General features: G+C 61.5%; 10 protein-coding genes and 1 pseudogene. 8 read left to right on the top strand and 3 right to left on the bottom strand.

What is annotated here, in order from left to right; all coding sequences use genetic code 11:
• Positions 1-21: 21 nt before the first annotated feature.
• Both eutC and WDB86_RS17350 read right to left on the bottom strand, forming a co-directional pair.
• Entirely contained in the window at positions 22-792 is a 771-nt protein-coding gene (gene eutC / locus WDB86_RS17355) for an ethanolamine ammonia-lyase subunit EutC (protein WP_341486131.1), read from the bottom strand.
• Positions 793-801: 9 nt separating this feature from the next.
• On the bottom strand, positions 802-2,193 hold the full coding sequence (locus WDB86_RS17350; protein WP_341486130.1) for an ethanolamine ammonia-lyase subunit EutB: 1,392 nt from the start codon (positions 2,191-2,193) through the stop codon (positions 802-804).
• A 273-nt stretch (positions 2,194-2,466) separates the two neighbouring features.
• Between WDB86_RS17350 and WDB86_RS17345 the strand changes: the two are divergent.
• The 5 genes and pseudogenes from WDB86_RS17345 (at position 2,467) to WDB86_RS17325 (ending at position 7,347) form a co-directional block, all read left to right on the top strand.
• A pseudogene (locus tag WDB86_RS17345) lies at positions 2,467-3,457 on the top strand (ABC transporter ATP-binding protein).
• Positions 3,454-4,347 (top strand): sugar ABC transporter permease, encoded by an 894-nt coding sequence (locus tag WDB86_RS17340; RefSeq protein ID WP_341486129.1) that lies wholly within the window; start codon positions 3,454-3,456, stop codon positions 4,345-4,347. The pseudogene WDB86_RS17345 and the gene WDB86_RS17340 overlap by 4 nt, the downstream one beginning before the upstream one ends.
• Positions 4,347-5,165, top strand: coding sequence for a carbohydrate ABC transporter permease (locus WDB86_RS17335; protein ID WP_341486128.1), 819 nt, complete (start codon positions 4,347-4,349; stop codon positions 5,163-5,165). Before WDB86_RS17340 ends, WDB86_RS17335 begins: the two co-directional genes overlap by 1 nt.
• Positions 5,166-5,203: 38 nt before the next feature.
• A complete protein-coding gene (locus WDB86_RS17330) occupies positions 5,204-6,493 on the top strand; it encodes an ABC transporter substrate-binding protein (protein ID WP_341486127.1) in 1,290 nt (429 codons plus the stop codon).
• Positions 6,490-7,347 (top strand): phosphodiesterase, encoded by an 858-nt coding sequence (locus WDB86_RS17325; protein ID WP_341486126.1) that lies wholly within the window; start codon positions 6,490-6,492, stop codon positions 7,345-7,347. Before WDB86_RS17330 ends, WDB86_RS17325 begins: the two co-directional genes overlap by 4 nt.
• A 242-nt stretch (positions 7,348-7,589) precedes the next feature.
• Here the strand turns inward: WDB86_RS17325 and WDB86_RS17320 are convergent, their stop codons facing one another.
• A complete protein-coding gene (locus WDB86_RS17320; protein ID WP_330629415.1) occupies positions 7,590-8,165 on the bottom strand; it encodes a cupin domain-containing protein in 576 nt (191 codons plus the stop codon).
• A gap of 125 nt (positions 8,166-8,290) precedes the next feature.
• On the opposite strand from WDB86_RS17320, the gene WDB86_RS17315 reads away from it, so the two are divergent.
• The 3 genes from WDB86_RS17315 to WDB86_RS17305 all read left to right on the top strand — a co-directional run bounded on the left by WDB86_RS17315 (position 8,291) and on the right by WDB86_RS17305 (position 13,747).
• The gene (locus WDB86_RS17315; RefSeq protein ID WP_330629416.1) at positions 8,291-9,583 is read left to right on the top strand and encodes a 4-aminobutyrate--2-oxoglutarate transaminase; all 1,293 of its coding nucleotides are present in this window, start codon (positions 8,291-8,293) and stop codon (positions 9,581-9,583) included.
• Positions 9,576-11,051, top strand: coding sequence for an NAD-dependent succinate-semialdehyde dehydrogenase (locus tag WDB86_RS17310; RefSeq protein WP_330629417.1), 1,476 nt, complete (start codon positions 9,576-9,578; stop codon positions 11,049-11,051). The genes WDB86_RS17315 and WDB86_RS17310 overlap by 8 nt, the downstream gene beginning before the upstream one ends.
• A 314-nt stretch (positions 11,052-11,365) precedes the next feature.
• Positions 11,366-13,747, top strand: coding sequence for a nitrate- and nitrite sensing domain-containing protein (locus tag WDB86_RS17305; RefSeq protein ID WP_341486125.1), 2,382 nt, complete (start codon positions 11,366-11,368; stop codon positions 13,745-13,747).

Raw genomic sequence — 13,747 nt, 5'->3', positions numbered from 1 at the left:
TATTATGGACCCGTTCGGGCCTTAGTCCTTTGGTCGTTCTGGTAGTGGCATGATCTCGGAAGCCGCCAGACTGGGGGCTTCTTCCTTCAGCTTGGTGCCGGTCAGGCCCCGTCGGCGCGCCTCGCGCACCAGCCATGCCAGTTTGGAGGCCGCCTGAACCGGCGTCTGCCCCCCACTGAGATGGATATTCGACAGGCAGTTCCGGTCGCTATCGGGGCAACCGGGCTGCGGGTTATGGGTAAGGTAGATGCCAAGGCTATCGGCCACGGTCAGCCCCGGACGCTCGCCAATCAGCACGGCCACCATGCGGGCGCCCAAGCCCTGCCCGATCTCGTCGCCCACGGCCACGCGGCCTTGGGTGACAATCGCCACAGGCGCAATCGACAGATCCGAAAGCGCCTCATGCGCGGCCCGCAAGGTCGCGCCCGCATGGGCCTGCACGGCCGCCGATGACAGCCCGTCACAGATCACAAAGGCCAGATCATAGCCGCCCCTCCGCAAGGCGCTGCGGCTTTCGTCGGACAGTTTGCGCCCCAGATCGGGGCGACGCAGATAGACAGACCGGTCGGCCGCAGCCGAGGCCAGCGCCAGCGTGTCAAAGCCGGAAAGCTCGTCCTGCAGGGCGCCCACATCCAAAGGCGCATGGACCGCATCGCGGGCACGCGCCGCATCCAGCCGGAAAGACGCCAGCGCAGAGGTCGGCAGCCCCGCGCCCGACCGCCCCAGCCCGATACGGGCGGGGGTGGCTTGGCGAAGGCGGGCAAAGGGGTCGCGGGTCAGATCATCGCTCATGGGCCTACCTCACGCGCTCAGGGCCGGACGGGTCATCTCCGCCAGCAGCCGGTTGGGGGTGGATGCAATCCGGCCCGCCCTGTCGATGATACCCTGCGCCTCTAGCCAGCTTTCGAATTCGGGCGCAGCGCTCAGGCCGAAACTTTCGCGCAAGTAGAGGATGTCGTGATAGGACAGCGACTGGTAATTCAGCATGATATCATCCGCCCCCGGCACGCCGATGAAATAGCGGCAGCCTGCATCGGACAGAAGCGTCAGCAACCCGTCCATATCATCCTGATCGGCATGCGAGTGGTTGGTGTAGCACACGTCGCACCCCATCGGCACGCCCATCAGCTTGGCGCAGAAATGGTCCTCAAGCCCCGCGCGGGTGATCTGCTTGCCGTCAAACAGATATTCCGGCCCGATAAAGCCCACGACCGTATTCACCAGAAGCGGATCAAAGGCGCGCGCCACAGCATAGGCGCGGGTTTCCACCGTCTGCTGGTCCATGCCGAAATGCGCATCGGCGGATAGGGCCGCCCCCTGCCCCGTCTCGAAATACATCACGTTCTGGCCCATGGTGCCGCGCTTCAGCGAAAGCGCCGCATCCTGCGCCTCGGCCAGCACCGCCAGATCGACACCAAAGCCACGATTGGCCTTTTCCGTGCCCGCAATCGACTGGAAGACCAGATCCAGAGGCGCGCCGCGATTGATGATCTCGATGGAATTGGTCACATGGGTCAGCACGCAGCTTTGCGTGGGGATCGCGTGACGCTCGCGCAGCTCATCGAGCAGATGGATCAGCGCCATCGCCTGCGGCACGTTATCGGTGGCGGGGTTGATGCCGATCATCGCATCGCCAATGCCATAAAGCAGCCCGTCGATGATGCTGGCCGCAACACCCGCCGGATCATCGGTCGGATGGTTGGGTTGCAGGCGGCTTGAGACCGTGCCAGCCAGACCCATTGTGGTGCGGAAAGCGGTAATCACCTCGATCTTGCGGGCCACAGAAATCAGGTCGCGGTTGCGCATCAACTTTGACACGGCGGCCACCATCTCGGGCGTCAGCCCGCGCGCCAGCGCCTTCAGCGCCGCGCTATCGGCCTCGTTCGACAGTAGCCAGTCGCGGAACTGGCCCACCGTCATATGCGCCACCGACGCGAAGGCTGCGCGGTCATGGCTGTCGCAGATCAGACGGGTGACCTCGTCCTCCTCATAGGGCACAAGCTGTTCGGCCAGAAATTCGGTCAGCGGCAGATCGGCCAGCGCCATCTGCGCCGCCACCCGCGCGATCTCGCTTTCGGCGGCCACCCCTGCCAGCTCATCCCCCGAGCGTTGCGGGCTGGCCGCCGCCAGAAGCGCGGTCAGGCTGTCGAAGCGGAAGGTTTCGGATCCGATCATATGGCGGTAGCTGGGCATAGGGCCTCCGGTAAGCGTCTGTTACAGATTACCCCATCCTGCCCCGCCAAGACTTGACCGCATATGACAATCGTCGGCCCGCCCCTGCCGCCTTCGGTCAAGTTTGCGCGCCTGTGGCAAAAGCACCGCTCGCGCCAAAATTGCGAGCATCGCGCAAACCATCCCCCGCCGCGCGAACCCCGCCCGCTTGTCGGAAATCTTTCACAAAACCTAAGCATGATTGTCACTTTGGCTCGCCATCTGCTGGCCCAAGCAGAGTTAAAGAAACATGACATGACCTCCCAATCCGTCACGCTGACGAATATCGGCAAGGGATTTGGCACAACGAAGGTGCTGAAGGGGATCGACCTCGACATTCAGGCGGGCGAGTTCCTGTCGCTGGTGGGGATGTCGGGCTGTGGGAAATCGACGCTTCTGCGGATTATCGCGGGGCTTGAAACCGCCGATCAGGGGCGCGTCGCGATCAATGGCGCCGATGTCACCGGCACCGATCCGACCGACCGCAATCTGGCGATGGTCTTCCAGTCCTATGCGCTTTATCCGCATATGTCGGTGCGCCAGAATATCGCAACGCCCTTACGGATGCGCAAGCTGCGGCTGATCGACCGCCTGCCGCTGATCGGGCGTCTGACCGCCAACCGCGCTGTGCTGCGCGAGATCGACCATGCTGTGGAACAGGCCGCCGAGGTGCTGCAGATCTCGGCGCTTTTGGACCGTAAACCGGCGCAGCTTTCGGGCGGGCAACGCCAGCGGGTGGCGCTTGCGCGGGCTTTGGTGCGCCAGCCTGCCGCCTTCCTGATGGACGAGCCGCTGTCGAACCTTGATGCGAAGCTGCGCGCCCATATGCGTGACGAACTCGCCGCCCTGCATAAACGTCTTGGCGCGGTTTATCGGTGCGCCCACCATCAACCTTCTGCCCGCCGAAAGCCTGGCCGATGGCCGCTTGCGCCTGCTGGGCGAGGTTATGGACATGCGTGTCCGTCAGGCAGGGCCGGTGACGCTGGGCCTGCGTTCCGAGGATATCCATCTGGCGGCCACGGGGCTGTCTGCGCGCGTCACACGGATCGAGACCCATGGTGCCGACCGCTATGTCACCTGCTGCCTGCTGGCCGACGAGACGCTCTCGATGACCCTGCGCCAAAGCGCCTCTTTGCCGCGGCCCTTGGGGCATGTGCATCTGGGCTTTGCGCCCGAGGCGCTGCATGTCTTTGGCGCGGATGGCCAGCGCCTGACCCCGCGCCTACGGCAGCAGGTGGTGGCATGAGCGCCCTAGACCTCGCCTACGCCCGCCCGCGCCGTAAACTCAACAAGGGCGTGCTGTTTGCCGCGCCTGCCGTCATGCTGCTGCTGGCGATCTATATCCTGCCGCTGATCACCTTGGCGGGGTTTTCGCTGACCGACTACCAGCTGGGCGCGATCCGCTGGGAGTTTGTGGGGCTGTCGAATTTCACCAAAGCCTTCCATGATCCGGTCTTCCTGCGCGCCTTCTGGAACACGGTGCTTTATGCGGCGATTGTTATTCCTTGCGGCATCTTTCTGGCGCTTGGCGTGGCACTTTTGGTGCATGGGCGCAAGCGCACGCGGGGGCTTTGGGAGGTTGCCTATTTCCTGCCCGTGACCGCCACTCTGGTTGCCATGGCCACCGTCTGGCAGTTCCTGCTGCATCCGACGCTTGGCCCCGTGAATGCCGTGATTACTTGGGCAGGCTTTGACGCGGTGCAATTTCTTGGCACCCCGTGGCTTCTGATCCCGACCATGGCGCTGATCGGTGTCTGGCAGGTGGTGGGCTTCAATATGGTGCTGTTTCTGGCAGGGCTGACCGCCATTCCGAAAGACCTGCATGAGGCCGCGCGTCTGGATGGCGCGAAATCCCCCATCGACCGGTTTCTCACCGTGACCTGGCCTATGCTGGGCCCGACCACGATGTTTGTCACGGTGACCACCTCGATTTCCGCCTTCAAGGTGTTCGAGACCGTGGCCGTGCTGACCAAGGGCCGCGCGGGGTCGGAGACGCTGCTGTACGCGCTCTACCTCGAGGGGTTTGATTATTCCAACACGGGCTATGCGGCGGCGCTGACGCTGATCTTCCTCTGTGTCGTGCTGGTGCTTTCCATTGGCCAGACGCTCCACCTTGAAAAGAAGGTCCATTACTGATGCGCGCCTCGAAATACCTTCCCCATCTGGTGCTGGGCCTTGGCGCGGTCGTGATGCTTCTGCCCTTCTACTGGATGGTGCTGACCGCGATCCGCTCGCCTTCCGAGATTTTCGACATCTCGCTCTGGCCGATCCCCAAGGACTTCTCGGGCGGTGAGAATTTCTATCAGGCGGCCACTTCGGTGCCCATGGCGCGGTTCATGCTCAACGGGGTGATCGTCTGCGCGGGCATCCTGATCGTGCAGGTGTTGACGGCTGTACCCTGTGCCTATGCGCTGGCCAAGCTGCGCTTTCCGGGCCGCAAGATATTGCTGTCGGTGGTTGTGGCGGCGCTTTGTGTGCCGATGCAGGCGCTGGCGCTGCCTTTATTCGTGGGGCTGGCCAAAGCGCAGATGCTTAACACCTATTTCGCGATGATGGCGCCGTTCTTCCTGTCGGTCTTTGCGATCTTCCTCTTTCACCAGTCCTTCCGTTCCTATCCCGACGAGATCATCGAGGCCGCGCGTTTGGATGGCTTCTCCGAAATGGAAATCTGCTGGCGGTTGGTGCTGCGCGCCTCGCTGCCCTCGCTTGCGGCCTTCGCGGTGTTTTCCGTGGTCGCCCATTGGAACGACCTCTACTGGCCGATGATCGTGGTCAACCGCACCGAACTCGCGCCGCCGCCGCTTGGCATGCTGTTCTTTGCCGATGCCGAGACCGGCACCAATTACGGTGCGCTCATGGCCGGTGCCTGCCTGATCACCGCGCCCATGGTCGCCTGTTTCTTCCTTGCCCGCCGTCAATTCATCGCGGGCATCACTATGGCGGGCGTCAAATGACCCAGCCTGTTTCCTCCCAACCGAACCGGAGTTTTCCCATGTATCCCACCCGCCGCACCGTTCTGACGGGGCTTGCCACCTCTGCCGCTTTGCTGATGGCGCTTCCCGCCGTGGCGCAGGAGGTCACGCTGAATGTGCTCTACAACATGCCGGGCTTTACGAAATTCCATCAGCCGCTGGCCGAGGAATTCGAGAAGAACAACCCCGATGTGAAGATCAACTTCCTCGCGCCCGCCGCCAACTATACCGACGGTCAGGCGCAAGTGCTGCGCGCAGCCGTCACCGGCGATCTGCCCGATGTCTATTTCTCGGGCTATAACCTGACCGCCGAACTGGTCCATACGCTCGCGCCGCGCGGCCAGATCACCGATCTGGGGCCCTTCATCGAAGCCGAAGGCGGTCAGGCTTTCCTCGACAAGAACTACTCGCCCAATATGGCGGCGCTTGGCCAGATCGATGGCAAGCAATATGGCCTGCCGGTCAATGCGTCCTCGCCGATCCTCTATATCAACTCCGAGCTGGTGAAAGAGGCAGGCGCCGATCCGGCGCATATGCCCGACACCATGCCCGAGCTGATCGCGCTTGGCGCCAAGATCCACCAGATGCACCCCGATATGGCGGGCATGGCCTATGATATCGCAGGCTGGCCGGATGACTGGCTGTGGCAGGCGCTGATCTTTGAACAGGGCGGCAAGCTGGTGGATGAGGAAACCGGCAAGGTGGCTTTCGACAATGAGATCGGCCTGAACGCGCTGAAGATGATCCGTCAGATGGCGGTCGAGGCCAATGCGCCCACCTTCGACTGGGATCAGGCACGCCAGCAGTTTGGTGCGGGCAAGACGGGCTTCATGGTCTCGACCCCTGCCCATGTGCAGACGATCGAGGGCCTTGTGGGTGACCGTTTCACACTGACCACCTCGACCTTCCCGCTTGATAACAAGGAAAAGGGCGGCGTGCCGACGGGTGGCAATTCGGCGGTGATCCTGACGCAGGATAAGGCGAAGCAGGAGGCCGCGTGGAAATATCTCAAATGGATCACCGGCCCCGAGGCGCAGAACGTGATCGTACGTATCACGGGCTATCTGCCGACCAACAAAAACGCCACCGGCGAGGCCTATCTCGCGCCCTATTACGCAGAGCATCCCAATGTGAAGACCGCCTCGCTTCAGGCCGATAAGTCGCTGCCTTGGGCGGGTTATCCGGGTGGGGACTCGGTCCGTATCTGGCGCACCCAGCGTGACATTATCGGCACCGTCATGCGTGGCGAGGTCTCGCCCGAGGATGGCCTCAAGCAGATCGTCGAGCAGACCAACGCGCTGATGGAATGACCCAACTGATGCGGGGGGCTCTGGCCTCCCGCATGACCTTTGAAAGCAGAGCCATGAAGATCATCCAGCTGACCGACACCCATCTGATGCCCGCGGGCCAATTGGCCAATAGGGTGGACCCCGAGGCGCAGATGCGCGCGGCGATTGACGATATCCTGACCCGCCATGCGGATGCCGACCTGATGGTGATCACCGGCGATCTCTGCAATCACGGCGACGCGCAAGCTTACGACCTTCTGCGCGAGATCCTCGCGCCTGTGCCCTTCCCCGTGCGGCTGATGCTGGGCAATCATGATGATAGGCCGAATTTCATCGCGGCCTTCCCCGAGCATCCGCTGGACGGAAATGGCTATGTGCAGGGCTGGCAGGACACGGATTTCGGGCGGCTGATCTTTCTGGATACCCATGAGGCGGGCGTCATCGGCGGGATCTTCGGGGCCGACCGGATGGAATTTCTGGATGAGGCGCTGCAAGGCGCGGGGCCATTGCCGCCCACGATCTTCATCCACCATCCGCCGATGGACGACGGCATCGGCCATTTCCGGCAGATCAGCCTGCATGACGAGGGCCGCGTGATGGCGCGGTTGGCCGCCCACCCGCAGGGCATCCGCCATATCGTCTTCGGCCATATCCATATGCCGCTTGCGGGCACCTCGCCCGAGGGCATCGCCTACAGTGCAGGTCAGGCCTGCGCGCATCGCTTCATCACCGAGATCGACCGACCCGACCCGTGGTGGACCACAGGCCACGCCCATTACCGCGTGATCTTCCTCGACGGGCTGGGCTTTCGGGCCTTCATGGCCGAGGCCGGACAGCTGCCCACGGTGCAGGCCCCCATCTGCGACGGCCCCTGAGCCGCCGCCGCCCGTGCCGCTCTGTGTCCCAAGGCAACGCATCTTCCGGTCAGGGGGCCGTGACGACAGGGGACCTTGACGACAGGGGGCGCGCGGACGGGTATATAGCAACAGGCGCTTTGCGACTGGCGGGAGGTTTGCGACTGGCGCGACCGCAGCTGGGAATGGGCCGGTTCCAGCACGACCACGGCGGCGGATGGAAGGCGGAGGCGGCTCGACAAGGCGAGAAAACGCCTCTCCTGTCAGAATGTTGGCGGTGTACAGGCGCTAATGACGACGCAGGGTTCGGCTCCGACCTGCCGGAAACGGTGCGGCAGACGGCTGTCGAAGTAATAGGCATCCCCCGGCCCGAGCACCTTGCGTTCCTCGCCCACGGTGATCTCGACACGGCCCGAAATGACGATCCCGCCCTCCTCGCCCTCGTGGCCATACATCACACGGCCCGTATCAGCCCCCGGTTCATAGGTCTCTTGCAGGATCATCATCGCGCGGCCAAACAGCGTGCCGCCGATCTGGCGCAGCGACAATTTCCCCTTGCCGATCTCTGTCAGCTCGGCGGATTCATAGAAAATCTGCCGTTCCGCATCGGGCTGGAATTCGAAAAAAGCCGAAAGGCTGATCGGTATCCCGTCAAGGATCTTACGCAAAGCCCCGACCGAGGGGTTCATCTTTCCCGATTCAATCAAGGAGATAGTCGAATTGGGCACCGCCACCTTTTTGGCAAGGGCGCGCTGCGACAACCCCGCACGCTCTCGAATCACGCGCAGCCTGTGGCCAAGCTCCTTATCCTGAGAAGTCGTGTTGTGAGTGTTCACCATTGATCAAACCTTACAAATTCATGACGAGTATACAACACCTTACCCGCAACAAGAAACAGACTTTTTAAGTTTCCAAATCCCGATAGGCTGGGTTCCAATCATTGCTTCTCAACAGGATCACCCTCATGGCAAACGCAGACATCGAATCCCGCCGCAAAGCCGCCCTCGCCCGTGGCGTCGGCGTTCTGACCGACCACTATGCAGTTCGCGCAGAAAACACCGAAATCTGGGATGCCGATGGCAACCGTCTGCTGGATTTCGCCTCCGGTATCGCCGTGCTGAACACCGGCCACCGTCACCCGAAAGTCATCGAGGCCGTCAAGGCGCAGCTGGATGCCTTCACCCATACCTGCCACCAAGTCATCCCCTACGAGAACTATGTGCGTCTGGCAGAGCGCATCAACGCCCTGGCACCGGGCGATTTCGCCAAGAAAACCGTCTTCGTGACGACCGGCGCAGAAGCGCTTGAAAACGCTGTGAAAATTGCACGCGCTCACACCAACCGCTCGGCTGTGATCACCTTCCAAGGCGGCTTCCACGGCCGGACCTTCATGACCATGGCCATGACCGGCAAAGTCGCGCCCTACAAAATCGGCTTCGGTCCGCTGATGGGCGATGTCTTCCACGCGCCCTACCCCTATGAAGCACATGGCGTGTCGATCGATGACAGCATGAATGCCATCGAGAAACTGTTCAAAGCCGATGTCGATCCGGCCCGCGTGGCCGCCATCGTGCTGGAGCCCGTGCAAGGTGAAGGCGGTTTCGTGCCCGCACCGAAAGAATTCGTCAACCGCATCCGTGCCCTTTGCGACAAGCATGGCATCGTGATGATCGCAGACGAAGTCCAAACCGGCTTCGCCCGCACCGGCACCGTCTTCGCGATGGAACAGCATGAATCGGCCGCGGACCTGATCACGATGGCGAAATCGCTGGGTGGCGGCTTCCCGATCGCAGGCGTCGTTGGCCGCGCCGAAATCATGGATGCCGCAGGCCCCGGCGGTCTGGGTGGCACCTATGGCGGCAACCCGCTGGCCATCGCGGCAGCCAATGCCGTGCTGGATGTGATCGCGGAAGAAAAACTCTGCGACCGTGCAAACCTTCTGGGCGACAAGCTGAAAACCAAGCTGGAAGAGCTCAAGACCATCGTGCCGGAACTGACCGAAGTGCGTGGCCCGGGCTTCATGGTTGCCGCAGAATTCATGAATGATGACGGCACCCCCGCAACCGAGCTGACCAACAAGATCCGTCTGGCAGCCCTGGAACGCGGCCTGCTGCTGCTAACCTGTGGCGTCTATGGCAACGTCATCCGCTTCCTCGCGCCGATCACCATTCCGGATGCGCAATTCGACGAAGCCATGACCATCCTGACCGACGCGGTGAAAGCCGTGAAAGGCGCCAAGGAACTGGCCAATGCTTGATCGCGCAGATCTCGCAGCAAAACTGAAGGACGCGTCTCTGCTGGAGACGCGCGCCTATATCAATGGCGAATGGGTGGCTGCGGCCAAGACCTTCACGGTCGACAACCCCTCGACCGGCGAGAAACTGGCCGAAGTGCCGGATCTTACCGTCGAGGACACCCAACGCGCGATTGACGCAGCCTTCGCAGCGAAAGCGGCCTGGGCGGCGAAAACCGGCAAAGAGCGTGGCGCGATTCTGCGCAAGCTGTATGACCTGATGGTGGCCAATGCCGATGATCTGGCCACGATCCTGACCGCCGAGATGGGCAAGCCCTGGGCCGAAGCCCGCGGCGAAGTCCTGTACGGGGCCTCCTATGTCGAATGGTTCTCGGAAGAAGCCAAACGTCTTTATGGCGACTTCATTCCGGGCCATGCGACCGATATCCGCATGGTTGTGATCAAGCAGCCGGTGGGCGTTGTGGGGGCGATCACGCCGTGGAACTTCCCCAATGCGATGCTGGCCCGCAAGCTGGCTCCCGCCTTGGCCGCAGGCTGCACGATGGTGGCCCGCCCCTCCGAGTTCACGCCGCTTTCGGCGCTGGCTCTGACGGTGCTGATCGAGCGCGCAGGCGTGCCCGCAGGTGTGTTCAACATCGTCACCGGTCTGGATGCGTCGGGCATCGGCAAAGCCCTTTGCGACAGCCCGAAGGTCGCCAAAATGACCTTCACCGGCTCCACCCGCGTGGGCAAGATCCTGATGCGTCAGGGGGCCGACACGGTCAAGAAGATCTCGCTGGAACTGGGCGGCAATGCGCCGTTCATCGTGTTCGACGATGCCGATCTGGATGCGGCGGTGCAAGGCGCGATGATCGCCAAGTTCCGCAATAACGGTCAGACCTGCGTCTGCGCAAACCGCATCTATGTGCAGGCAGGCGTCTATGATGCTTTCGCCGAAAAGCTGGCCAAGGCGATGGGCGCGCTGACGCTGGGCGATGGCTTCACCGAAGGCACCACCACCGGCCCGCTGATCAACACCGCGGCTCTGGCCAAGGTCGAGGATCACATTGCCGATGCCGTGTCCAAGGGCGCGACCGTTCTGACGGGCGGCAAACGCTCCAATCTGGGCGGCACCTTCCACGAGCCGACGCTGCTGGCAGGGGTGACGCAAGAGATGAAGGTAGCCTCGGAAGAGACCTTCGGTCCTTTGGCACCGCTGGTCAAATTCGACACCGAAGCCGATGCGGTCGCCTTTGCCAATGACACCGAATTCGGTCTGGCGAGCTATTTCTACACCGGCGATCTCAAACGTGCATGGCGCGTGGGCGAGGCGCTGGAAACAGGGATGGTGGGCATCAATACCGGTGCCATCTCCTCGGAAATCGCTCCCTTCGGCGGGATCAAGCAATCCGGTCAGGGGCGCGAAGGCTCCAAATACGGCTGCGATGACTATCTCGAAATCAAGAATCTCTGCTTCGGCGGGATCAAATAATCTCAAAAGCCCCCGGTCATACGGGGGCTTTTTTCTTGGCCCCTCTTCTTGGCCCGTCTTTGCTGGCTCGTCGCACGCGCCCCCCTGCCGGAAGACAGGCCGGATATGGCAATCCAAGCCGGCATCACATAATAAATTACATTTTAGCTTCTCTCGCGGATGCAGCAAAAATAGCCCCCGAAGCTGCATTCTATTCCAAATGCTTAGGGGGAATATGCTGCAATCGGAGGCATTTTGATACACGCGGCGCGGGAAAGAGGACTTTAATATATCGCGCCTAATGCTGACAGCACTCCAATAAAGGTGATCCGCAGATGTCAGCTCCGAAACGCCATGTCTCTTTGAAACAGAAGATCTCGCGCCTGCTTGTTCTCCCGCTTCTCGCCGTGATCCTGCTTTCCGGACTCATGATTTTCGAGCGGATTTCCAGCAGCCAGAAAGCCAGAAACCTGAGCACCCTCATGGAATTCGCGTCCTCCCTGTCCAATCTCGTGCACGAGCAGCAAAAGGAACGGGGCGCGACGAGCGTCTTTCTCAGCAGCAAGGGCAGCCTGTTCAAAGACGAGCTGGCAGCGCAGCGCGGCCAGACGGATCAACGCCTTAAAGCGTTCACACAGATGGGCGACCGCCTCGCCGGCACCTTCACCCCGCGTCTGGCGGCAAGCTATGCCAATCTTCAGGCGCAAATCGCGCAACGTGCGAAGATCCGCGCGCAGGTCGATAGCCTGACACTCCCCATACCCGAAGCGCTTGGCCATTATACAACGATCAATGCGGATGCGATCAACATCATCGGCCAGCTTTCCAAACTGGCGATCAGCGCAGAGCTGGCCAAAAAGCTCGGGGCATTGACCTCTTTCATGGCCACAAAAGAACGCGCCGGCATCGAACGGGCCATTGGTGCGGGCGGCTTTGCCTTGGGCAGTTTCGACATGGCCCGACTGGCCTCGCTTTACAAACTGGTGTCACAGCAGGATATGGGCCTGGAGTTTTTCCGCGATTTTTCTTCTCAGGCACAAGCCGCCGAGCTGGACACGCTGGAACACAGCCCCGAATTCACAGATGTCGCGCGACTGCGCGACATCGCCTTTGCCTATCCAGAAACCCGAAGCACGCAAGGCGTGACCGCGCAGGAGTTCTTTGATGCCACGACAAAACGTATCGGCATGCTGAAGACCTTCGAGGACGGGATTTCTGCGGATATCATGGCCTCTGCAAAAGAGTTTGTCCGGCATCAAATGGTTCTCTTGGCGCTGAATATCGTGGCGATGTTTGGAGCCTGTGGCATGATCCTGCTTCTCGCACGCCGCATTTCCACAAAAATGGCGCAGGAAGTCGGCCATATCTCGCAACGGGCGACCCAGATGGCAACCGGTCAGATGGATAGCGAGATGCCGAAGACGACCATTCTCGAATTCGGTCGGATCAACGACGCCATCGAAGCCTTCCGTCAAAGCATCCTGCGCGCGCGGCGACAGGAAGAGGCCCATGCCAAAGAGACCCAGATGCGCGAACTCTCGGAGCGGGAGCATGCCGAGCATCTTCTGGAGCAGGAAAAGCTTGCGGCAGAGCAACAGCTTGCCCATGCCGCAGCGAAACAGGCCGAAGATGAAGCGATTGCCGAAGAAATCAACGAGGTTGTCACGGCCTGCGCCAGAGGCGACTTCACCAAGCGCATTCCGCTCCAAGGCAAAACAGGCCTGATGGCCGAACTCTGCAAGGGCCTGAACGAGATCGGCAGCTGCGTCGAACAGGGCATGACCGAGGTCGAAACCTCGATGCGGAGCTTCGCACAGGGCAATTTCACCTATCGCATGCCCGATACGTTGCGCGGCAGCTTCCATCGTGTCGCGCAATCCAGCAATCAGGCCGCCAATGCCCTTTCGATGACCATGCAGACCATCTCCGCGTCCTCGCAACGCATCGAAAGCTCGACGCAGGAAATCGCGGATGCCTCTGCCGATCTGGCGCGCCGGTCGGAGAAGAATGCCGCCGTTCTGGAAGAGACGACTTCGGCCCTGACAGAGATGTCCGCCTCGGTCACCAGCTCGTCGCGAGCGCTTGACGAGGCCCAGAAGACCATTGGCGATATCAGCGAACGTGCCGAGCGCGGACACCAGATCGTGGTCAATGCAATCGCGGCAATGGACAGTATCGAAAGCTCGTCTGCACAGATCGAACGCGTCTTGCAGGTCATTGACGATATTGCTTTCCAGACCAATCTGCTGGCGCTCAATGCGGGGGTAGAAGCCGCACGCGCGGGAGAGGCGGGACGCGGTTTTGCGGTTGTCGCCTCGGAGGTGCGGGCGTTGGCGCAGCGCTCGGCTGATGCCTCGCAAGAGATCAGCAACATGATTTCGACCTCGGGCACGGATGTCCAGCGCGGCGTCTCCATGGTGAACTCCACCGGATCGGCCTTGGCGGATATCGTCAGCGGTGTACATGACATCCGTAGCCGGATCGAGAGCATCGTGACGGCCACGCGGGAGACGACGATCGGCATCAATGAAATCTCCGGCGCGACCCTGGAACTGGATCAGACCACACAGAAAAATGCCGCCATGTTCGAAGAAACCAATGCCGCCATCGCGACCTTGCGGACGGAAACGGAGGCTCTTGCTGCGGAAATCGGCACCTTCCAGATTGATCCCGGAGATGTCGAATTTTTCGCCCCGCCCGAACGTCTGGCCAGCTAG

It is taken from the genome of Thioclava sp. GXIMD4215, from assembly GCF_045291555.1.
Classification (GTDB): domain Bacteria; phylum Pseudomonadota; class Alphaproteobacteria; order Rhodobacterales; family Rhodobacteraceae; genus Thioclava; species Thioclava litoralis.
This window is presented reverse-complemented; position numbering and strand designations above follow the sequence as displayed.

Excerpts from the sequence above, each read along its gene's own strand:
- WDB86_RS17305 (WP_341486125.1), top strand. The coding sequence starts at position 11,366 with ATGTCAGCTCCGAAACGCCATGTCTCTTTGAAACAGAAGATCTCGCGC.
- WDB86_RS17330 (WP_341486127.1), top strand. The coding sequence starts at position 5,204 with ATGTATCCCACCCGCCGCACCGTTCTGACGGGGCTTGCCACCTCTGCC.
- WDB86_RS17350 (WP_341486130.1), bottom strand. The coding sequence starts at position 2,193 with ATGCCCAGCTACCGCCATATGATCGGATCCGAAACCTTCCGCTTCGAC.
- WDB86_RS17310 (WP_330629417.1), top strand. The coding sequence starts at position 9,576 with ATGCTTGATCGCGCAGATCTCGCAGCAAAACTGAAGGACGCGTCTCTG.
- WDB86_RS17320 (WP_330629415.1), bottom strand. The coding sequence starts at position 8,165 with ATGGTGAACACTCACAACACGACTTCTCAGGATAAGGAGCTTGGCCAC.
- WDB86_RS17340 (WP_341486129.1), top strand. The coding sequence starts at position 3,454 with ATGAGCGCCCTAGACCTCGCCTACGCCCGCCCGCGCCGTAAACTCAAC.
- WDB86_RS17315 (WP_330629416.1), top strand. The coding sequence starts at position 8,291 with ATGGCAAACGCAGACATCGAATCCCGCCGCAAAGCCGCCCTCGCCCGT.
- eutC (WP_341486131.1), bottom strand. The coding sequence starts at position 792 with ATGAGCGATGATCTGACCCGCGACCCCTTTGCCCGCCTTCGCCAAGCC.
- WDB86_RS17325 (WP_341486126.1), top strand. The coding sequence starts at position 6,490 with ATGACCCAACTGATGCGGGGGGCTCTGGCCTCCCGCATGACCTTTGAA.
- WDB86_RS17335 (WP_341486128.1), top strand. The coding sequence starts at position 4,347 with ATGCGCGCCTCGAAATACCTTCCCCATCTGGTGCTGGGCCTTGGCGCG.